Origin of the sequence: Occallatibacter sp., assembly GCF_036502485.1 — a bacterium.
Lineage (GTDB): Bacteria > Acidobacteriota > Terriglobia > Terriglobales > Acidobacteriaceae > Telmatobacter.
Genome location: NZ_DASXYM010000008.1, coordinates 1 through 19,112 on the forward strand (window position 1 = coordinate 1; position 19,112 = coordinate 19,112).

20 protein-coding genes and 2 pseudogenes are annotated in these 19,112 nt (G+C 55.4%); 9 read left to right on the plus strand and 13 right to left on the minus strand.

Annotated features, from left to right (window positions below; translation table 11 throughout):
• Window positions 1-224: 224 nt before the first annotated feature.
• Window positions 225-1,976 (plus strand): ATP-dependent nuclease, encoded by a 1,752-nt coding sequence (locus tag VGL22_RS01430; RefSeq protein ID WP_465265146.1) that lies wholly within the window; start codon window positions 225-227, stop codon window positions 1,974-1,976.
• Window positions 1,977-2,759: 783 nt separating this feature from the next.
• Complete coding sequence (locus VGL22_RS01435) at window positions 2,760-3,521, plus strand: NYN domain-containing protein (protein WP_465265091.1); 762 nt, start codon at window positions 2,760-2,762, stop codon at window positions 3,519-3,521.
• Window positions 3,522-4,371: 850 nt separating this feature from the next.
• Here the strand turns inward: VGL22_RS01435 and VGL22_RS01440 are convergent.
• Window positions 4,372-5,475 (minus strand): tyrosine-type recombinase/integrase, encoded by a 1,104-nt coding sequence (locus VGL22_RS01440; RefSeq protein ID WP_465265092.1) that lies wholly within the window; start codon window positions 5,473-5,475, stop codon window positions 4,372-4,374.
• Window positions 5,476-5,798: 323 nt separating this feature from the next.
• On the opposite strand from VGL22_RS01440, the gene VGL22_RS01445 reads away from it, so the two are divergent.
• Window positions 5,799-6,803: a helix-turn-helix domain-containing protein gene (locus tag VGL22_RS01445; RefSeq protein ID WP_465265093.1), complete on the plus strand. Its 1,005-nt coding sequence runs from the start codon at window positions 5,799-5,801 to the stop codon at window positions 6,801-6,803.
• Here the strand turns inward: VGL22_RS01445 and VGL22_RS01450 are convergent.
• Window positions 6,763-7,389 carry a TetR/AcrR family transcriptional regulator gene (locus tag VGL22_RS01450; protein WP_465265094.1) on the minus strand — a complete coding sequence of 209 codons (627 nt, stop codon included), beginning with the start codon at window positions 7,387-7,389 and terminating at the stop codon, window positions 6,763-6,765. The two genes, VGL22_RS01445 and VGL22_RS01450, sit on opposite strands and share 41 nt — an antisense overlap.
• Before the next feature lie 600 nt (window positions 7,390-7,989).
• On the minus strand, window positions 7,990-8,187 hold the full coding sequence (locus tag VGL22_RS01455; protein WP_465265095.1) for a hypothetical protein: 198 nt from the start codon (window positions 8,185-8,187) through the stop codon (window positions 7,990-7,992).
• Window positions 8,188-8,491: 304 nt separating this feature from the next.
• On the opposite strand from VGL22_RS01455, the gene VGL22_RS01460 reads away from it, so the two are divergent.
• From VGL22_RS01460 to VGL22_RS01475, 4 genes are all read left to right on the plus strand, one after another.
• Window positions 8,492-8,956, plus strand: coding sequence for a helix-turn-helix domain-containing protein (locus VGL22_RS01460; protein WP_465265096.1), 465 nt, complete (start codon window positions 8,492-8,494; stop codon window positions 8,954-8,956).
• 268 nt (window positions 8,957-9,224) lie between these two features.
• Complete coding sequence (locus VGL22_RS01465) at window positions 9,225-10,007, plus strand: alpha/beta fold hydrolase (RefSeq protein ID WP_465265097.1); 783 nt, start codon at window positions 9,225-9,227, stop codon at window positions 10,005-10,007.
• Between the two features lie 129 nt (window positions 10,008-10,136).
• Window positions 10,137-10,826, plus strand: a complete 690-nt coding sequence (locus VGL22_RS01470; protein ID WP_465265098.1) for an alpha/beta hydrolase — start codon at window positions 10,137-10,139, stop codon at window positions 10,824-10,826.
• A 199-nt stretch (window positions 10,827-11,025) separates the two neighbouring features.
• On the plus strand, window positions 11,026-11,508 hold the full coding sequence (locus tag VGL22_RS01475) for a dienelactone hydrolase family protein (protein WP_465265099.1): 483 nt from the start codon (window positions 11,026-11,028) through the stop codon (window positions 11,506-11,508).
• A gap of 48 nt (window positions 11,509-11,556) precedes the next feature.
• On the opposite strand, the gene VGL22_RS01480 is transcribed toward VGL22_RS01475, so the two are convergent.
• The 3 genes from VGL22_RS01480 to VGL22_RS01490 are packed head-to-tail and all read right to left on the minus strand — an operon-like array spanning window position 11,557 to window position 13,680.
• Window positions 11,557-12,639, minus strand: a complete 1,083-nt coding sequence (locus tag VGL22_RS01480) for a quinone oxidoreductase family protein (RefSeq protein WP_465265100.1) — start codon at window positions 12,637-12,639, stop codon at window positions 11,557-11,559.
• Window positions 12,639-13,013, minus strand: coding sequence for a VOC family protein (locus VGL22_RS01485; protein WP_465265101.1), 375 nt, complete (start codon window positions 13,011-13,013; stop codon window positions 12,639-12,641). The genes VGL22_RS01480 and VGL22_RS01485 overlap by 1 nt, the downstream gene beginning before the upstream one ends.
• Before the next feature lie 58 nt (window positions 13,014-13,071).
• Window positions 13,072-13,680 (minus strand): TetR/AcrR family transcriptional regulator, encoded by a 609-nt coding sequence (locus VGL22_RS01490; RefSeq protein ID WP_465265102.1) that lies wholly within the window; start codon window positions 13,678-13,680, stop codon window positions 13,072-13,074.
• Window positions 13,681-13,789: 109 nt separating this feature from the next.
• Between VGL22_RS01490 and VGL22_RS01495 the strand changes: the two genes are divergently transcribed.
• Complete coding sequence (locus tag VGL22_RS01495; protein WP_465265103.1) at window positions 13,790-14,545, plus strand: glucose 1-dehydrogenase; 756 nt, start codon at window positions 13,790-13,792, stop codon at window positions 14,543-14,545.
• A 196-nt stretch (window positions 14,546-14,741) separates the two neighbouring features.
• Window positions 14,742-14,906 (plus strand): alcohol dehydrogenase catalytic domain-containing protein, encoded by a 165-nt coding sequence (locus VGL22_RS01500; RefSeq protein ID WP_465265104.1) that lies wholly within the window; start codon window positions 14,742-14,744, stop codon window positions 14,904-14,906.
• Between the two features lie 313 nt (window positions 14,907-15,219).
• Here the strand turns inward: VGL22_RS01500 and VGL22_RS01505 are convergent.
• The 7 genes and pseudogenes from VGL22_RS01505 to VGL22_RS01535 form a co-directional block, all read right to left on the minus strand.
• Window positions 15,220-15,342, minus strand: a pseudogene (locus VGL22_RS01505) (SDR family NAD(P)-dependent oxidoreductase); the annotation flags it as partial.
• A 60-nt stretch (window positions 15,343-15,402) separates the two neighbouring features.
• Complete coding sequence (locus VGL22_RS01510; RefSeq protein WP_465265105.1) at window positions 15,403-15,804, minus strand: nuclear transport factor 2 family protein; 402 nt, start codon at window positions 15,802-15,804, stop codon at window positions 15,403-15,405.
• Between the two features lie 2 nt (window positions 15,805-15,806).
• On the minus strand, window positions 15,807-16,730 hold the full coding sequence (locus VGL22_RS01515) for an oxidoreductase (RefSeq protein WP_465265106.1): 924 nt from the start codon (window positions 16,728-16,730) through the stop codon (window positions 15,807-15,809).
• Window positions 16,702-16,929, minus strand: a pseudogene (locus tag VGL22_RS01520) (oxidoreductase); the annotation flags it as partial. The gene VGL22_RS01515 and the pseudogene VGL22_RS01520, both read right to left, overlap by 29 nt.
• Window positions 16,930-16,962: 33 nt before the next feature.
• Window positions 16,963-17,355: a DUF427 domain-containing protein gene (locus VGL22_RS01525; protein WP_465265107.1), complete on the minus strand. Its 393-nt coding sequence runs from the start codon at window positions 17,353-17,355 to the stop codon at window positions 16,963-16,965.
• Between the two features lie 20 nt (window positions 17,356-17,375).
• On the minus strand, window positions 17,376-18,143 hold the full coding sequence (locus VGL22_RS01530) for an SDR family NAD(P)-dependent oxidoreductase (RefSeq protein WP_465265108.1): 768 nt from the start codon (window positions 18,141-18,143) through the stop codon (window positions 17,376-17,378).
• 146 nt (window positions 18,144-18,289) lie between these two features.
• On the minus strand, window positions 18,290-19,030 hold the full coding sequence (locus VGL22_RS01535; RefSeq protein ID WP_465265109.1) for an SDR family NAD(P)-dependent oxidoreductase: 741 nt from the start codon (window positions 19,028-19,030) through the stop codon (window positions 18,290-18,292).
• Window positions 19,031-19,112: the final 82 nt, after the last annotated feature.

A 19,112-nucleotide genomic window follows, 5' to 3' on the forward strand; every position in this document is an offset into this window, starting at 1 on the left:
GCTCATGGAGGTAATACCATGCACTGATTGAGCGCTGTGGAGCAAGCCTGCGAAAATCAGTACTAGGAAACGCACTAGCCTAGGGAGCGCTGGGGATCATGTTCCAATGCTGGTGCACGAGATTCCAGTCGCCATGCCGACATATCGGTACGAATCGCCGAGGTCGCCGTCAACCGTGAACCTATAATGGCCTCTATTCCTTCTGAGACAAGGGCGTGCCGCGGATGCTTCGTCAACTCCGGATGCAGAATTTCAGATGCTTTGATGATCACACGGTCCTATTCGAGCCGATCGTCGTGGCAGTTGGGAAGAACAATGCCGGCAAGTCTTCTCTAATCGAAGGGCTACGCCTCGTCGCCGCCGTCGTCAACCGACGGGGCGCACAGTTTTCAGCTGCTCCCCCTTGGTTGGATTTGCCTCGCTTCAGAAAGGGAATATCGCCGAGCATTTCGCAACTTGGACTGAATTCAAACAACGTTTTTCATCGATACGGAAATCCTCCAGCTGTAATCACGGCGACCTTTCGCCAAGGTGTCGTGATCAATGTGTATGTAGGTCGAGAAGAAGCGGTCTTCGCCACAATTCAATCAAACTCGGATTGGATTAGCTCTGCAGCGAAATTTCTCGATCTTAAGGTACCGTGGATAAGCGTTTTACCCCAGATAGGACCGCTTCTGACAGAAGAGCATCGCCTCACCGACGAGCGCGTGATTGCAAAGATGAACTCGCGATTGTCTTCGCGTCATTTCCGCAACCAACTGCTCCAAATCGAAGAATCCTTTTCAGGGTTCAAGGCCTTAGCGGAGGAGACTTGGCATGGCCTGAGCCTAGAGCCAATCCAACAGGCGGTAACTAAAGAAGGAACATTACTGTCTCTTTCCGTCAGAGACGGGGACTTTGTGGCGGAAGTTGGGTGGATGGGACACGGCTTGCAAATGTGGCTTCAGACGATCTGGTTCCTTTCCCGAACTCCTGCAGATTGCACCGTAGTTCTCGATGAACCAGATGTCTACATGCACCCGGATCTTCAACGCAAGTTATTCCGACTCGCTCGCGGACGGTTTCGACAATGCATTGTCGCAACGCACTCCGTTGAAATCATGGCCGAAGCCGACCCTGGCAACATCCTGATCATTGATAAAAAGGATCGGAAATCCCGCTACGCGAACAATGAGCCAGGAGTTCAAATCCTTATCGATCAGATTGGGGGGATACACAACGTTCATCTCGCGCGACTTTGGAGTGCAAGGAGGTTTCTCTTAGTCGAAGGTAAGGACATGAGCCTTCTTCGGCACTTCCATTCGACCCTATTTCCTGATGCCGATCTGCCGCTCGACGCAATTCCATCTCTTCCAATAGGCGGCTGGAATGGTTGGCCATACGCCGTTGGATCTTCTATGACTTTGAAAAATGCTGTGGGCGATCGCATTGCAACCTACTGTATTTTAGATTCCGACTACCACACTGAAGAGGAGATTGCCGATCGATACATTGAGGCTCAAAACCGGGGAGTCCACCTCCACATTTGGAGGCAAAAGGAGATCGAGAATTTTTTGCTGCAGCCAAGGGCTATCCGGCGGGTCCTCGCGGCCCGGATCAAGGAAGGGGAGGTGCCCAGCGCAGAGGAAATTCGCCAGAAGCTTCTCAATATCTGCGAAGCAGAGCGCCGATCGATTGAAGACGCTTTTGCGTCGGCAATGATACAAGCTAATCGCAGGCTGGATATTGCCACCGCGAACAAAGCCTCGCGAGTCCGCGTTGAGAGGATATGGCAGTCGGAAGACGGCAGGCTTGCCATAGCACCTGGTAAGACGCTTCTATCAGAGTTGTCCCAATGGACTCAGGAACAATTCGGCGTGACATTTGGCCCACCTGCCGTTGCTCGGCAAATGACCCAGTCTGATTTGCCGTCGGAGCTGACGGCGGTCATTCGTGCAATCGAGGGAGGCTCTAGCTTTCCGCAGGTAGATGGGTAAGACGAATTCAATACCTGTTCGGCAGGTGGCCCATGCACCGATCCAGCCACTCGTCTGCAGCTTCATAAATGGGTAAGTCTGTGCCCGTTCATTCGAATGTCGAGAATTGCCAAAGGGCCAAAGCGCTCATTGACGACCCATTATGCGGCGTTCTCACGACTTACTACCCGGAAACGCCGCTGTGGCCTGTAGAAATTTGGCGTCATGCAAAATCACCAAATCACTCCTCGAGCCGCATCGACGCATGCGAGTTTCGGAACTATGCCCCTTCCTTCTGGTGTCGGGTTTTCGAACTTTCGGAGCTAGTCGGCTCGCCAAATCAGGCCGCTCAACACGGCGGCTTGGCTTCCCCGCACTGGGCCGACAGTATTCAGGCCGACGGATTGGTACACACGGACGTGGGCACGTCCCACGCCCGAACTGGGGGAAGTAGAGTCTGTACCTGAACCCCGTGCCCACGCATCCCAAGAAGCATGTTTACGCCGGAAGAAATCATCGGAGTGAGACAAGGAGGAGAGTCCCAGGACGAGCGCGATCACTTCTACGCCTTGTGAGGAGTGCGGCCAGAGGGTGGACATGCGAGACCTTGGACAGGTTTTTCAGCTTGAGCAGAAGCGCCACCCACGATGGGCCGGCGAGTAACGCGCCGATAGCATGCACCCGGGTACTCCGGTCTGGTTACGTTTTTCTCCTTTTCTTCTCCTAACCGCTTCTGCCATGATTGTTCGAACGGGCAGCTAGCGAGCGGGAAGTCGATTGGTTTCTATTGAGCTCAGAGCGTTTGTGGCGCGATTACTCTTCGCTGCGCGGAGGGCACGGCTGCCACGCGTTGCCGTTCTCATTGATGCCGATAACGTAAATCAATCCGGGATTCACTCTGTGTTTGAGCAATTGCATAAAGCGTGGAATCCAACCTACCGGCGAGCGTACGGGCGCGGACTGACGAGCCGGGCAGAGACGTTCCGGAGGCACGGCATACTGCCGGTAGAAGTTGTGTCGAATTCGCCGGGAAAGAACGCCGCTGACATCGCTCTTCTCATTGACGCGATGAACGAATTACATGCTCGCCGTGTTGATGCGTTCTGCCTGGTGACAGGCGACGGCGACTTCACGCGGCTCGCGATCGCAATCAGGGAACGCGGCCTCCCCGTTCTCGGCTTCGGAGGCCCAACGACTCCCGCTTCGCTTCGAGCGGCGTGCACGGAGTTCTACGCCTTCGAGAACCCCGCCGACTCGCGAGCAAAGAAAACAAGGGCTGCTGGCACACAGCGAAAGGCCAATAAGCCGGTCATCGTGAAGGATAGGGGTGAATTCAAGCTGTTCTTGCGCAACCTCACGGACGGAAATGGGAAAGCAACATTCCAACGCATCAATCATGAGGCTTGTAAGCGCGACGCAAACTTCTCGGCCCGGCAGTACGGGGCCAGAAGCCTGAAGGGCCTGATTAAGGATCTTGCCGAATTTGAAGTCTGCCCCATCACTGACAACTCGGGAGCGATCAGGGACTACGAAGTGAAACTGTCCGAAGAGAAACCGACCGCGTAGCAGGTAAGATAGGCGGCTTCATCGGTAGGATCCAGCGGCGCCCGGCCACAGCGCGGCGGGGATTGCGCCGATACCGGAGCAGGGTCCTTGTCGATGCTGCATGAGATTGGACAGAGAGCGAGGCACGTTTGCAGGGAGTGTCCCTCGAAATGCAGGAACTATTCGAGGAGGCGAAGACGGCGAGGGTCAGTGGAAGGAACTCTGGACGTACGCGACCGGCTGCCCCGCGCCATTCTTGCCGAACTCAAGGAGATCTCGCGTAAGTTGGATGCGCCCCGAGCATCCGAGTAGTCTCGACTGTACGGCGAAGCTTCCATCTCCAGTGTAGTGCCCGTCAGCGAAGTAGACTCACGGGTATCAGTTCCCATCTTCAAACGTTGCGCAGGGCGAACTGACTCTCCGAAGATGGCTCGCGCGCGGTGTGTCTCCTCTGGCCGATCCGGACCATGAGGCTTGCCATCACCTATTCAGCTTATGCACGAATATCATCAGGTGCCGATTGCAAGCATCCGGCCAGGCGACCTCTGCTTTTTTGCTCTGGCGAGGGTTCGATTGGGGTGCTGAACGCTGTTTTTGGGTGCTTTTGAGCGCCTTCTGAGCCATCAGTGCGCTGTAGAATCAATAACTTACAATCTCGGTTCCAACTGTCACGGCAGAGGTCGCGGGTTCGAGCCCCGTCGTCCCCGCCACACATCCCAAATGAGTTATCTGGGATGGGCGGAAACCATAGAGGGTGCAAAAGGACATAGATCTGTGTCCCTTTTGTGCCCTTTTGACGTCGATTTCCACCCGATCCCTCTACCGGATTAGACCGCGGTTTGACTCCCGCCTGCAGACATAACAAGTGACATCACGGCGCCTGAGCAGCATGTTTTGATGGTGTGATTGCCTGCGTGTAGACGTCCAAGGTCGATCGCAGTGAAGAATGTCGCAACAGTTCCTGCATCACTTTGAATTCTGTTCCCACACTCCTAAGGAGCGTCGAATACGTGTGTCGAAACGTGTGCCACCCGAAGCGCTTTTCGATGCCTAATTCGTGGGCCCTCGGCAGGATCAATTTTCTCAAAATCGCCTGACCCCAGAACGGCTTTCGACCGCGGTGGCGTTTGCTTGCGAAAACCCAATCGTCAGGTTTGCGGTAATGCTGCTGTTCCTTCCATTTCAGCAGTGTTTCGATCAGGATCGGATGAACTGGAACTGGCTTTTGCGACGATTCGGTTTTGCAAGGACCAACAACTCCGCAGACAATCGACCGGGTTACGTGGATCAACCTATCGGCGAAGTTGATGTCCCGCCACTTCAGGCCGAAAAGTTCGCTCTGTCGTAGTCCAGTCGACGCAGCGAGCAAAACCAATGTCCGTTCTCTGATTGCCAAGCCGTCTATTAGGGTCTTGATTTCATCGGGGCTGAGTATATTCGGGGCGGCTTTGCTTTGGGCTCCCTGACGCACGAGACGAATTGGATTGTGATCGAAGAATTCATAGCGGCAGGCATGATTGAGCAGCACAGACATCACGCCCCGGATCTTCGCGCAACTGCCCTTCGCCAGCGGTAACCGACGAAGCCAAGACTCAAACTCGATCGTCCGCACATCACGAAGTTCGAGCTTTCCCCAATTCGGCAAGATCCATCGCCGCAGGTAGACCGCATAGCACATTTTCGTGGAATAGCTGCGCCAAGTGTTGCTTCGGGCCAGTTCACATTGTTCAAAATGGCTGCAGAGCTGAGCGACCGTCATCGTGATTGAAGTCGATCGCAGGTTCGCCCAGTTGACCTCAGTAATCAGGCTGGCGACCGCACTTCGGGCGGCGTCCTCGTCGGAATACTCCTCAATCGTTCCAATCACCCTCTTGCGATATATGCGCTTCCCGTTAGGGCCTTTTTCTGACCAACGGAACTGCCAAACATCGGGACCTTCGAGGCGAGACTTGGTAGTGAGACTGCCATGTTGCATTGATCATCCTCCTGCCCGCAGTGGCGGGGCAGGGAAAATGTTCTCCGATTCGACGCACGCTTGGCCCTCTCAGGCGGGACCAAACAGTGGAACTCAATCCCGCAATGCTGAAAGTGAATTACCTTGCGGCGGCAGCGTGCTGGGGTGCCCTGAATTGTGGAGTGACGCAAGCGCATACAGGCGGGATCGGCGTCTCAATAGGTGCATGGCGATAATGCGCTCCTTGAGAGCCCCCTGGGAGTTGAACTGCTCTGCTTTGGAGGAACGTGGACGCACCTTTCCTAGGTGCTTTATATTGAGGCTGTTGCTCGAACGGAGGGGGCATGGCTCGCAAGCAAAGTCTTCCGAAGGAGCCGTTGTCGACGCGGCCGGATCACGACCGGAAGTTCTACGGCGCCAACCTAGCCGAGGTCTTCCGGACGCCGCTCTATGATTGCTCCCTCAAGACTGTGTCTGGCGTGCCCGACTTCGCCCTCACAAGGCTCAAGGGTGGATCGATGGAGATGCAGCGGGCACCGGCCTATCCTGAGGACCGCGCCATGCTCATCTGCGTGGCTTTAGCTCCAACTCCGGTTGACCGGTGGCGCGCACGAATTTCCGGACAAGAAGTTGGCGTCTCTCATTCGATCGCATTCGCAACAACGGTAATCGATCTTATGAAGCCAATGGAGATGTGGGCGGCAGGTCCGTTCGACTACCTACACTATTATTTATCGCGCGATCTGCTGGACAGAGTTGCAGCGGACAACAGGATTGAACTAGTTGATTCGTTTCGGATGGTCTTCTTTGAAAGGGACCTCGTGGTTGCTCAATTGACCAAGACCATCCTCAGCCAGGTGCGCAACCGTGAACCGCTCAACATGCTCACATTAGAAGATGTCTCACTTCTTGTGAGCACACATCTTCTGCAACACTATGGAAACAGTAAGGGAATTCTCCGGGCACAGCCGAGCCTGGAGAGCTGGCAAAAGATTCGCACCGAGGAGATGTTGCGTGCGCATCTTGAAGGCGAGATCAGAATTGCGGCCCTTGCGACCGCCTGTCAGCTCTCCCCGAGTCACTTCTCTCGTTGCTTTCGCCAGAGCTTTGGCACTTCAGTTCATCAATGGCTCATCAAGCTTCGAATCGACACGGCGAAGAATCTGCTTCGCGAGGCCGAGCTGAATTTGGCAGAGGTGGGTTTTCGGTCGGGATTCTGCGATCAGGCTGCTTTCACACGCGCGTTTACCACGCTCGAAGGGACAACGCCGTTTCGCTGGCGCAAACTGAACGGTCGTAGCGCGGTTACTACTGACCACCTTGTCTCTGGTGAGCTGCTCCCTCGTTAATCGCTTCTATAGAAGCAACGATCCGCTTCACCGAGAACTGTGCTTTTCTGTCCGCGTCCGGATCCCGAAGAGAATGGCTGGAGACATGGTGGCTCAGATAGATCCCAAGCAAGTCCCACGCCAGCTGGGCGACGTCGGTATCCTGCAATAAGTGTCGCTTGTCGATCGCATTACGGATCAGCATAATGAGGGACTGCCGCCAGACAGATTCCGCCGCAGCGGCAGCCTCTCGAACAGGTCCCGGCAAGAAGCTCAACTCAACAATGGCTTGAGCGATCGGACAACTGCCCGGTAGTCCTGCCCTCCTCGTCCATCCAATCCATACATTTAGGTAGCGAATCAGCGACGGCAACCCGCCTCCAACGCCAGTGTCGACTCCAAGGCAGGTACGGCTCCAAAGGTCCAATGCAGCATCAAGGATGGACCGCTTCAGGTCGTCCAAATGTGGAAAATGCGCGACAACGCCACCCTTTGACAGGCTCGCGCGTCCGGCAACCGAACCAAAGGTGATCCTGCAGAGCCCCTCTGCGCTTGCCAAATCAAGCCCCACCCGAAGGATGCGGGTTCTAGTTACTTGACCAGACACTGATCATCCTCTACAAAAGCTCTTCTCATTCCCGACGAGGGTAAGCCGCTACCCCGCCAGGCGACTCCGAGAGGTATGGTACGCGGTACACCATCTCGGAGGATTGCCGATATCCGTCCTATTTGTCGATTCGGACTCAGTTTTCGAGTCCAAACGAAGCGCATTAGTCACTGACAGGACCATAAATCTGCTCAGCACGAGCATTTCTGGGAGCTATCTCATTCAACCACGGTCATTTTGTACAAGAATGACCGTTCTTTTTAGCGCTACGCTATACTCCGGCGCAATCCGACGTCCGCATTGTTCCCTGCAATTCGACACGGGCCACGCAAGCAGATTATTTTTCCGGCATATCCGACTTGGAAAGATATCGTCTGTTCTTTTCTTGAAGACCGGCAGCCTCTGTGCGCCGGATGCATGTGCGAGGTGAGGAGGTTTCATGATTGCCCTGCGCCGGAATGAATATCGAAGCTCGGCAATACTTTCGGAAGGTGCTTTCAGCTCAAGAATGCCCCGTCCGTGCTCTTTTGAGTCTTGGGATGAGACTGTCAGACAAAATCGCTTGCCGAAACAGGGCTATCCATGACGACATCATCGAACTCAGCAAACGCCTATGGCGCGCAGATGGCGAAGTATTTCACGATAGACCAACCGCCACACGTTGCCATCGATTCTGCGGTCTCCGTTGTCCGGCCGCAACTGGCGATTACCCGGCTGATTGCACGGAGTGGCATCCCGGAACGAACTGCGTCCATCCCGTCCGAGAAGGCCTACGTCGTCTCGCTTCACCTCAATCATGCGAACTCCGGGGAATGGGAACTTTGGACCGATGGCAGGCACACAAAGACGGGGGCATGGCCGGTGGGCGGAGTCGCAATGTGCGACCTGGAGTCAAATTCGAGCATTCGAAATCCAGGCCCCCATAGATTGGATCCATTACCATGTTCCGCGTACAACCTTGGATTCCCTCTCGGACGATGCTGGAGTGCCTAGAGCTAAACGTCTCTACTGCGTTTATGGAACTTCCGACCCGACACTCCATCACCTAACGCAATCCATTTTGCCATGCCTAAATAAGCCGGAGATGTTCTCACAGTTGTTCATGGATTCTTTCACCTTGATGATTTGTTCGCACCTTGTCGGGCGGTACGCTCAGACTCACGAAGCCTTCCGGAAGTTCAAGGGCGGCCTGGCGCCGTGGCAAAGACGCCGCATTGTGGATTTGTTCCATGAGCACTTGGACGGCGAATTGAAACTGGAAACACTTGCCAATGAATGTGGACTTTCAGTGAGCCATTTTGCGCGATCATTCAGGAGATCGTTTGGGACCTCCGCACATCGCTACCTGATTCTGAAGCGCGTCGAGATCGCGAAGGCCCTGTTGTCGGAAACGAATTACTCGCTTGTGGACGTTGCTGCGCAGACTGGATTTTCCGATCAAGCCGCGCTTACCCGAACATTTTCAAATGTCGTCGGTGCAACTCCGGCAAAGTGGAGGCGTGAACAGTCACGTCACAGGAGCTTTGTCGAAATACCCAAACACCAAGTCCTTCAACCACACGACTAGATCCCATCCTCAAGTTCACCGGTCCTGGGCGGTGTTGCTCGGAATCGTCTAGACGCAAATCTTCCCGGTTTTGAGATTCGGTTAGAGTTCTCACCTTAAACTCGAGCCCGAAGTGGTCTTTCGCCCGCCTTCACTCCGCATTTGAGCAGGATTCGACAAAAGTGGTTCATGTTTTCAAGAGTACCGTGCTCGTTCCCGACTATGGTTGGTCGCAAGTTCGAGCTCGATACACGAATCGCTGAAGCTCAAACTAGAAAGGAAAATGATCATGAAGAAGGCTTACTGGGCTGTAATGCTCCTTGCTGTGTTCATGGGCGTGACTCTGCTGGTGGGGAAGACCGCTAGAGTTGCGGCTGCGGCGCCATCCGGCATCAAGAACGTGGTCCTGGTGCATGGTGCTTTCGCCGATGGCTCCGGCTGGGATGCCGTTGCAAAGATACTTGAGAAGGATGGGTACAAGGTGTCGGTGCCGCAGGAACCAGAGACTTCCTATGCCGAGGACCAAAAGTATACTAAGGCCGCAATCGACGCCATGGGCGGGCCGGTCGTCCTGGTCGGCCACAGCTACGGCGGATCCGTCATCACCGAGGCTGGCAACGATCCAAATGTTGCAGCACTGGTCTACATCGCCGCCTTTGCTCTCGATGAAGGCGAGAGCTGTGCCTCGATCGAAACGGCCGTGCCGCAAGCATCCAAGGCATTCAAGCCGGACAGCGACGGCAACTGGTGGATTGAACAAGATCATTTCGCGGCGGACGTTGCGGCGGACATTCCAGCGGAACAGGCCGCATTCATGGCTATAGCGCAGGTGCCCATTTCCACCGATGCGTTCACCCACAAGGTCTCTAATCCCGCCTGGAAGAACAAGCCGACATGGTATATGGTGGCCGGCTCAGATCGGTCGATCAATCCGATACAGGAGCGCATGATGGCCAAGCGCGCCAATGCGACAACAGTCGAAGTGAACTCCAGCCATGTGGCTTACATGTCCCATCCGAAGGAAGCGGCCAAGCTCATCGAAGATGCTGCCACACACGCACACGTCAGCTAGCAGCCAACAGGTCTTTACGTTGCAAGTGCAGTCTAAGTCCTGCGCGGCACGAGAGCGGGTTTGCGCAAGGACGTTCAACATCGAACATCAACCGATCCGACTGGATCTTTACCGCAAAGGAGAATAATCGTGAGTCAGCATATTAAGAATGTAGTTCTTGTGCATGGAGCTTTCGCAGATGGTTCCGGCTGGAAGAGGGTTGCCGACATCCTCAAGCATGATGGGTACAAGGTGTCAGTGGTGCAGCACCCCGAGACTTCTTACGCCGACGACCAACGGTACACGAAGGCTGCAATCGACGCTATGGACGGCCCGGTCGTCCTGGTCGGACACAGCTACGGTGGATCTGTTATCACCGAGGCCGGCAATCATCCAAACGTTGCGGCGCTTGTTTATATTGCCGCTTTTGCTCTCGATGAGGGTGAGAGCTGCGGATCGATCGAACAGGCCTTACCGCAAGCGTCCACGGCGTTCAAACCGGACGCAAATGGCAACTGGTGGATCGAGGAAGCGCATTTCGTAGCCGACTTCGCAGCTGACATTCCACGGGATGAGGCGGAGTTCATGGCTATAGCGCAGGTGCCGATCTCGACCGACTCGTTCCTCCACAAGGTCACGAATCCCGCTTGGAAGCACAAGCCCACCTTTTACATGGTGGCAACTGAGGACAGATCGATTAACCCGGAACAGGAGCGCATGATGGCGAGGCGCGCCAAGGCCAAGACGGTCGAAGTGAAGTCGAGCCATGTGGCCTATATGTCTTTCCCGAAGGAAGCAGCCAAGCTCATCGAAGAGGCTGCCACCTCCATCGGTGAGTAGCCACATGGTTTCGGACAAAATGATCTCCGCCAATCCGATCCCGGTCGGCGGAGATTCTCTATCGATATAGCCACCCTAAGAAGGGCAAATGATGGATCACATCGCCGTACAAGGACAGGGAGGTACATTTAACGCGTATATCGCAAGACTTAAGACCTCGCCGGCTTCGGCTGTTGTCGTCCTGCAGTAACTGTTCGGTGTGAATGCCGACACTCGGAAGCACCGCGATGAATTGGCGGAACAAGGCTACCTCGCGGTCGCTCCAGACCTGCACTGGCGGCAGGAGCCGGGCGTCGACCTGAACGTCACCTCCCAGGCCGATTGGGACCACGGCCTTCGCCTGTATCAGGCTTATGACAGAGATGCCGGCGTAAAGGACATCAAAGACACGATCGATGCAGTTCGCAATCTGCCGGAATGCAACGGCAAGGTTGCCTTGCTCGGCTATTGCCTCGGAGCACTAATGGTTTTCATGACAGCTGCGCGCAACGACGGAATCGACGCCGCGGTCTGGTATCACGGCGCCGATACTGAGAAATATCTGCAAGAAGTCGATGGGCTTCATGCACCCATTCTCATGCATCTAGCCGAAGAGGATGAGTTCATTTCCAAGGCTGCAGAAGCGGAGATTAAGGCGGCGCTTGCTGAGAAGCCAAATGCGACGGTGTACAGCTACTCATAACTCGCTCCTAGCCGAAGGCATTCGACGGGTGTGGGCTTTGCTGGGTTCTCACGATTTTCTTTCGGTGGAAGTCACTACGACCAGTTCCAAACTTTCGGCGTTGCCGGCGTATTCCATCGCCTGCCAAAGATCAGGCAACGAAAACACCTTTGGCTTGATCGGACTCATATCGAGCAGGCCGGAGCGAACCAGCGACAATAGCGGCAGATATGCATTCTGCGCATGCATGAAATTCCCGATAATCTCCAGGTTGTTGAACATCACCTGCATGTAGTTGATTGGAATGGGAGTCATGCTGCTGCCCATCAGAACGATGCGACCCCAACGATAAAGAGACCCAAGCGCGGCCAACGTCGAGTTCGGATCTTTCGCATTGCCGACTTGGTCGAACGCGAGATCTGCTCCGCCACCGGCGGCGCTCCGCAGAGCCTCAGTGTCTTTCGCTACATCGCCCTGGAGCGCTACAGGTACGACTCGTGAGCCGCCAGCCTTTGCGAGTTCCTCCAAGGTCTCCCTTTCGCGCCCTGCAGCGACAACCCGGCTCGCACCCATCGCTAGCGCAACCAGCACCGCGGCACTACCGTAAGCACCGCTTGCGCCGTTCACGATAACCGTTTCGCCCGCCTTAAGCCGCCCGCGCACTAGACCGCCGAATGGAACAATACATCGCGTTATCGCCGTCAACTGTGGAAGATCGTGGTTTTCCAGACCTTCGATCGGAGTCACGACATCGGTGGGCAGAAGTGCATATTCAGCAAGAGTGCCGTCCTTCCACGACTGCTGTAGTTCGTCTCCGACTCCACCGGGAGATGTGACCCCTATGAGGATTTGCCCCGGCTCTCGGACGTTTTCTCCCGCGACGAGGTGAGATGACGTTACGACACGCTGTCCCTTCTTTAGGTGCCAAATATCGGCACCGAGAGCCTCGACAGTGCCGATTGCATTTCCACCCGGAACAAAATTCTCGGGCGCGCGGTAAGCCGCGAGTTTGCCTTCAATGTAAGGCTTCAAGTAGGACATCAGCGACTGTGACTGGACACGCACAAGAACGCTACCAGGACGAACTTCTGGAACGGGAATGTCAACATAACTGAGCTTGCCGCCTAGGCGGTCGATCCTCCAAGCTTTCATCACTTGTTCTCCTTTATTACGGCCTCGAAATATTCGACAACCAGGCCATCGGCATGACGGGCGGTCAGGTTCTTACCTCCCGTCACAATTCGCGGCCCATGCACGATATCAGCGCCCTTTGAGTTGAGCAAATCTGAGAATTCATCGAGTGAGTCGACATAGAAAATAGCATTCACAAAGCGGACAGCGTAGATCTGCTCTTTATCGCCGGCCAGGATCAAGAATCCTCCGACCTTTGCTGCCTCAACTCCCGTTTCGAGTATCTTGACTCTCCTTTCGCATTTAATTCCTTGAATCTCTTCATAGAAACGGATGCCTTTTTCAAGACCATTTATGTCTGTGTAAACTCGAAATGCCTGCTGAAGAATGCGCATGATTGGTTGCTCCGGGTTGCTTACAACACCTTGAAGTTCTGCTTAGCGGTGCCTGCACTTATTTTGGCCATATCCGCAAAGCCGTGTCAGAAAGGCGAAGTAAATCTTCGCGGCTTGCGCCGTTGATTGCCTGCACTGTCATGCCCTGATAGACGGCGGTGACAAAACTGGCAAGATCAGCGGCATCCGCGTGGCTCGGAAGATCACCTTCGGATTTGGCTCGTTCAAACCGTTGGCGCAAGTCGTTCTGCCCCTTCACCCTTAGAGCGATGAGTTTTTTACGGATGGGTTCGCTCTCGACGCCACCGGCTAGGGCAGCTTGGATAGTCATACATCCGTGCCGCGATCGCCTCTCAGTCAGAAACTCGGCCGTCCGGCGCAGAGTGCGATCGGCAACGGCATAGGCCGTCGGTTCCCCGAGAGCATCATGCACGAAAGCAACGGGGCCCGCTAGATATCGCGCCAGAGCCTTTTCAAAGAGTGCGCGCTTATTTCCAAACGCCTGATACAGGCTTGCTGGTTGGATTCCCATGGCAGCCGTGAGGTCGTTCAAGGAGGCGCCTTCAAAGCCCTTGCGCCAAAAGACGTGCATGGCACGATCCAGAGCCTTTTCTTCATTAAAGCTGCGTGGGCGGCCCATACGTTTTGGCGATTTAGTCCCTGCCATTGGATCACTATATCAAATTATTTAGTGATCGCTAAAGAATTATGCAACTTGGTTTACGCCATCTCATCTTAATAAGGATGACCGCAACCCGGCCGGAGGGAGTGTCTATATGCAGCAAAAGCTCGCAGGAAAGATTGCCGTGATTACCGGAGGAAGCAGCGGGCTTGGTCTCGCGACAGCAAAACGGTTTGTCGATGAAGGCGCCTACGTGTTCATCACCGGACGGCGGCAAAGCGAACTGGACACCGCAGTCAGCGAGATTGGGCGAAACGTGACAGGCGTACAGAGCGACGTCTCAAAGTTGGCCGACCTCGACAAGCTGTATGCGGTGGTAAAGGACAAGAAGGGCAAGCTTGACATCGTTTTTGCCAACGCCGGCACCGGCGCGTTTGCTCCGTTCGAACAAGTCAGCGAAGAACATTTTGACAAGCAGTTTGACGTGAACGTGAGGGGAACGCTGTTTACTGTGCAGAAGGCGCTCCCGTTGCTGCAGCCGGGCGGATCGATCGTACTGAATGCATCTATGGTCTCCATCACTGGCAGCCCCGCTTTCAGCGTCTACAGCGCGACCAAGGCGGCGGTCCGCTCGTTTGCGCGCACCTGGTCCGTAGACCTGAAGGAACGCAAGATCCGTGTGAACGCAATCAGTCCGGGCATCGTTCCTACGCCGGGTTACAACACCGCGCTCGGGATGACGGAGGAACAGGTCGATCAGTTTGTAGCGAGTTCGATTGGCAACATTCCCCTGGGTCGTCCCGGCACCGCGGATGAAATCGCGAAGGCTGTTTTGTTCCTGGCCTCCGACGATAGCAGCTACATAACGGGTATCGAACTGTTCGTCGATGGCGGCCTAGCTCAAATATAAGCGGTGATTCGCGACCAACTGCCGGTCTCGATCAGCTTAACAATTTCCGGGTAGCGGGCTAGCGGCACAGGCCAGGAGTGATACGGGAAAAGGGAGAATCAATATGCGTGCGATGAGAGCAGAGCAATTTCCCGGTTACGAAGCGTTTAGGCTCGTAGAACTTCCAAGACCAACGGTCGCAGACGGGAAAGTGCTCGTGCGAATCACGGCGGCCGGAGTCACGCCGCTCGACTATACGATTCTCTCCGGCAACTTTCACATCCCGGAGGTGCCGCTAGTCCTGGGCAACGAAGGAGCGGGCGTGGTGGAAGGCCATTGCCTCTCTACTTCTGTCCGGTGCGATCAAACCGATCGTGGTTAAGACCTTTTCTCTGGCAGAAGCGGTTCTGGGGTGTCTATGGTGCTTTTGAGGACGGAACCTACCGCGAGTGGATTGCCGTACGGAAGGAAGATCTTTGCCTAATACCGGCTGATGCTATCCGTTACCTCGTAGAGGGTCGTCCCTTCGGCAGAGTCGTTCTCACAATCTGACAACCTCGGTCTGAGGCTAGAGATTCGGGACCAATGTTGACGGGAGAACCCTCAGTCAACGATTCGTTCTAGTCCCTACCCGGTCAACCATGCGGTGAGATAAGCGACCGGAACGCCTGCAGCGCTCACGTCATCGACGTTGTCCGCCCGGTGATGAATACGTAAGCCCCTTCCTTAACGAAGAGCTTTGCAGTGGCCAGCCCAATCCCTGTAGTGCCACCGGTAATGATTGCCACTTTTCCTTGCAGCTTCTTAGGTCCGGTCATCGGCAGTCGTCCTCCGTCTTCGTTGTTCTCAGTTGTTCCCAACATGTGGATGTCGATCCCTTATGACGGGAACGTGTCACCGAACATGGGAAGGCCGCTGACAGATTCTTTCTGTGTGGCTTCGTCTTGCAATACATCCCAGTGCTCGGTGAGGAGACCGTCTTCGAATCGGACAACGTCGGCCGCAATCCAGGCCGCGGGCCTTCCCATCCCAGAGAAGCGGCCGTGCGCTATAACGTAATCACCCTCTGCGACGATGAGTTGGTTCTCGTAGCGCAACGTATCAGGCGCCGAACGGACCGGTGCAAACAGTCCTTCGCGTCCTGGCGCGATGTGTGCGCTGTGCTGAATGTACTTCGGAGACCAGAAGCGTTCTGCTGCCGAGTAGTCACGTTTGTTGAAGAGAGTGTCGAAGGCTTCGAGAACAATTGCCTTGTTCTGTTTCGATGTTGTCTCTGGCATGTTCAGCTCCGTGTCAATTGTGATAGTTGATAGGCGGGGTAGTCTGAATAACCGCGTTCCCCAGAGCCGTACACGGTCTCCCAGTCCACCTCAGCAAGGGGAGCATCATCCTCCGCAAACCTTTCGACCAGGTCAGGATTTGCGATGTACGGGCGGCCGAACGCCACCAGATCCGCAAAGCCTTCCGCGATAAGGCGATTCCCGCGATCACGGTCCATCTTTACGTTCGCGATCAGTGTGCCTTTGTAGAGAGGACGGAAATGCCGGAACATGCCATCGTCTGCCAATTTCTCAAGTGGAGTACCGGAAAAGTCGGTGGTATTCCCCATGAGCAACAAGTGCGAAAGATTGTAAGTGCTCAACTTCCGAATTGCGTATTCGGTGACGGGCAGGGTTTCGTTGTTGGCTTGAAATGCGCCGCCTTCATGCATCGGGCTGATCTTGAATCCAACCCGCTGTGCATCTACCTCGCCCAGGACCGACTCGACTACTTCGAAGAGAAAGCGGGAGCGATTTTCCAGACTTCCGCCATACTCGTCTTGGCGCAGGTTGGTGTTGGCATTCAGAAACTGCGAGATCAGATAGAGATAGTTGGCGAGAATCTGGACACCGTCGAAGCCGGCTTCCATCGCGTTTCGAGCAGCTCGCGCGAAGTCCGCAACCGTGACCTCAATCTCCTGCTTCGTCAGAGGCCGCGGTGCTACCGTGGGCTTCCTTCCCGTCTGCGTGACTGAGATCTGGTCTGGATCGACGTTCGATGCGGAGACGGGCTGCGCTCCGTCCAGTAGTTCTGGATGCGAGATCGCGCCGGTGTGCCAGAGTTGTGCGATGATGCGGCCGCTGGCCGCATGGACGGCATCCGTGACGCGTCGCCATCCGCGAACCCTGCTCCAACGTCCACAGACCTGGCGTATCGGCCCAGCCAAATCCCTCCGGGCTAATCGCGGTGGCCTCGGCGATGATCAGCCCAGCGGAAGCACGCTGTGCGTAGTACTCCGCCTGCAAGGTCGTGGGCACATGGTCGTGCGATTGCGCGCGCATCCGAGTGAGCGGCGCCATGACGATGCGGTTGGGGAGGTCGAGGTCTCCCATCCGATAGGGTATGAACAACGGCTGATTTGACATCACATGAACTCCTGCATTGTTCGATCAATGTGCTTAAGAAGCCAATGCGATTGCATCGACCCGAGTGGGATAAAACGCGAGATATCCTCCGATGCTGGCAACTGCCTCATACGGTCCTTCGTATGTCCAAACGGAATTGTCTGAATTCGCTCCGCCGATCGGAATGCTGTAGAAAGAGCAATCGCCTTTATATGGACAATAGGTGTAGTGCGTTGTCCGAACGAGGAGCGACATGTCCGCATCCTCGCGCGGCACATAGTAGACGGGCGGGTATCCCTTCTCCTCCAACTGAAGTGCTCTTGTCGATTCAGCGACAATCCTGCCAGCGACCGTGACACGAACCTTGCCCTCAGCTGGAGAGATCGTGATGGGATGGTCAGGGCCAGGTATCTTGATCTCTTTACTTTTGATCGAAGTGTTAATCATTGCGTTCCTCACGTTGCCTGTTAGAGTTTCGAACCGCCATCGACGGGAATACTTGCGCCCGTGATCCAGCGCGCCGCATCGGAGGCCACGAAAGCGACTACGTCGGCAACATCTTCGGGTTTGCCAAGCCGTTTCAACGCCTGCATTCCCAGCGCGATCTCGCGCCCCGCTGCTGTCTTCGTGAAGTTCGACATATCCGTGTCGATGACACCCGGAGCGACAGCGTTTACGCGTATACCGCTCGGCCCAAGTATGGCGGCCCAATGTTTGACCAACGTCTCAAGCGCCCCTTTTGTTGAGGCGTAAGCAAAAATCGAAGGATTTTCCAATCCTGGCGTTCCCGGCACTGTACGAGCTGCGGCAGAGGAGATAGCAACAATGCTTGAGCCTTCACCTAGAATGGGCAGGAGTTGCTGTACCAAGAAGAATGGGCCTCGGACGTTTGTCGCAAAGAGGCTGTCAAACTCCTCAAGGGTGTAATCCGCTATACGTGCTGCTTTGCTGATTCCAGCATTAAGGACGAGCACATCCAACCGATCACCGACAATCGAGCGCACTCTTTCGGCAAGAAATCCTGCTCCATCCGAAGTTCCCAGGTCAGCCGCAATCGCACTTGCGTGTCCGCCCTTGGCTTGAATCACAGCGACCAGAGATTCAGCTTCCTTCGCGGAGCGGCCGTAGTGAACCAGAACATGCGCCCCGGCCTCGGCAAGCGCCAAGGCAGTAGCGCGCCCGATTCCTCTTGATGCACCGGTCACGAGCGCCGTTTTGTTTTGAAGTGTGGTCATTGTTTTCTCTCTTCTCAGTCAGCCAACGGCTGAGGCGAGTGCGGCATCTCGAGTCGAACGAGAACCGACCCCCTTTAGGTGGTCAGCACCCAACCGGGTCTGCACGGACCCATCTGTCAAAGCCCATTGACTAAGTACGCGTTGGTTCAGGCGTTCATTCCGCCATCCACGGTAAGATTCGCCCCTGTGATGTACGAGGACTCCGGACCGGCGACAAACGCCACCATCGCGGCGATCTCCTCAACACGACCGTAGCGGTCGAGCGCAGTTGCGGCCTTCTGTGGCACCGCCCAATCACCCGAGGCGGGATTCAAATCGGTGTCGATGGGACCCGGCTGGACGTTGTTGACCGTAATGCCCCGGCTCCCGACCTCCCTGGACAGTGCCTGGGTAAACATCTTTACCGCGCCCTTCGTCGCCGCATAGGGCACAAGCCCTGGCGCAACGGCACGTTCTCCAACGGCCGAACCAACCATAATGATGCGACCACCATCATTCATATGCTTCAGCGCCGCGTGCGTGGTCGCGAATACGCCGCGGATATTGATGTCCACGACGCGATCCATCTCCTCCTGCGTCGCCTCCTCGAACGGTTTCGGAATGGCGGTGCCGGCATTGTTCACGAGCACATCAAGTCGGCCGAGAGTCGCCACGGCTTTTTCGACCGCACTCTTGACCGCTTCAACATTGGCAGCATCCGCTTGGATCGCGATGGCCTTTCCGCCATCGAGCTCAATCGCTTTGACTATGGAGGAGGCCGCGCTCGCGTCCTTTGCATACGTAATGGCTACGCTTGCTCCATCTGCGGCCAGACGCCTAGCAATCGCTGCGCCAATGCCCCGGGAACCGCCGGTAACGAGTGCTACTTTGTTGGTTAACTTAGACATAGATCTCCTTTGCTTTTCCTCGCAACAACTCACAAAGCCCATTCGGCTGCGATCTTGCTCGACCCTGTCGGTCGGTTATGAA

Excerpts from the sequence above, each read along its gene's own strand:
- VGL22_RS01430 (WP_465265146.1), top strand. The coding sequence starts at position 225 with ATGCTTCGTCAACTCCGGATGCAGAATTTCAGATGCTTTGATGATCAC.
- VGL22_RS01440 (WP_465265092.1), bottom strand. The coding sequence starts at position 5,475 with ATGCAACATGGCAGTCTCACTACCAAGTCTCGCCTCGAAGGTCCCGAT.
- VGL22_RS01445 (WP_465265093.1), top strand. The coding sequence starts at position 5,799 with ATGGCTCGCAAGCAAAGTCTTCCGAAGGAGCCGTTGTCGACGCGGCCG.
- VGL22_RS01455 (WP_465265095.1), bottom strand. The coding sequence starts at position 8,187 with ATGATTGAGGTGAAGCGAGACGACGTAGGCCTTCTCGGACGGGATGGA.
- VGL22_RS01460 (WP_465265096.1), top strand. The coding sequence starts at position 8,492 with ATGGATTCTTTCACCTTGATGATTTGTTCGCACCTTGTCGGGCGGTAC.
- VGL22_RS01465 (WP_465265097.1), top strand. The coding sequence starts at position 9,225 with ATGAAGAAGGCTTACTGGGCTGTAATGCTCCTTGCTGTGTTCATGGGC.
- VGL22_RS01480 (WP_465265100.1), bottom strand. The coding sequence starts at position 12,639 with ATGAAAGCTTGGAGGATCGACCGCCTAGGCGGCAAGCTCAGTTATGTT.
- VGL22_RS01485 (WP_465265101.1), bottom strand. The coding sequence starts at position 13,013 with ATGCGCATTCTTCAGCAGGCATTTCGAGTTTACACAGACATAAATGGT.
- VGL22_RS01490 (WP_465265102.1), bottom strand. The coding sequence starts at position 13,680 with ATGGCAGGGACTAAATCGCCAAAACGTATGGGCCGCCCACGCAGCTTT.
- VGL22_RS01495 (WP_465265103.1), top strand. The coding sequence starts at position 13,790 with ATGCAGCAAAAGCTCGCAGGAAAGATTGCCGTGATTACCGGAGGAAGC.
- VGL22_RS01510 (WP_465265105.1), bottom strand. The coding sequence starts at position 15,804 with ATGCCAGAGACAACATCGAAACAGAACAAGGCAATTGTTCTCGAAGCC.
- VGL22_RS01525 (WP_465265107.1), bottom strand. The coding sequence starts at position 17,355 with ATGATTAACACTTCGATCAAAAGTAAAGAGATCAAGATACCTGGCCCT.
- VGL22_RS01530 (WP_465265108.1), bottom strand. The coding sequence starts at position 18,143 with ATGACCACACTTCAAAACAAAACGGCGCTCGTGACCGGTGCATCAAGA.
- VGL22_RS01535 (WP_465265109.1), bottom strand. The coding sequence starts at position 19,030 with ATGTCTAAGTTAACCAACAAAGTAGCACTCGTTACCGGCGGTTCCCGG.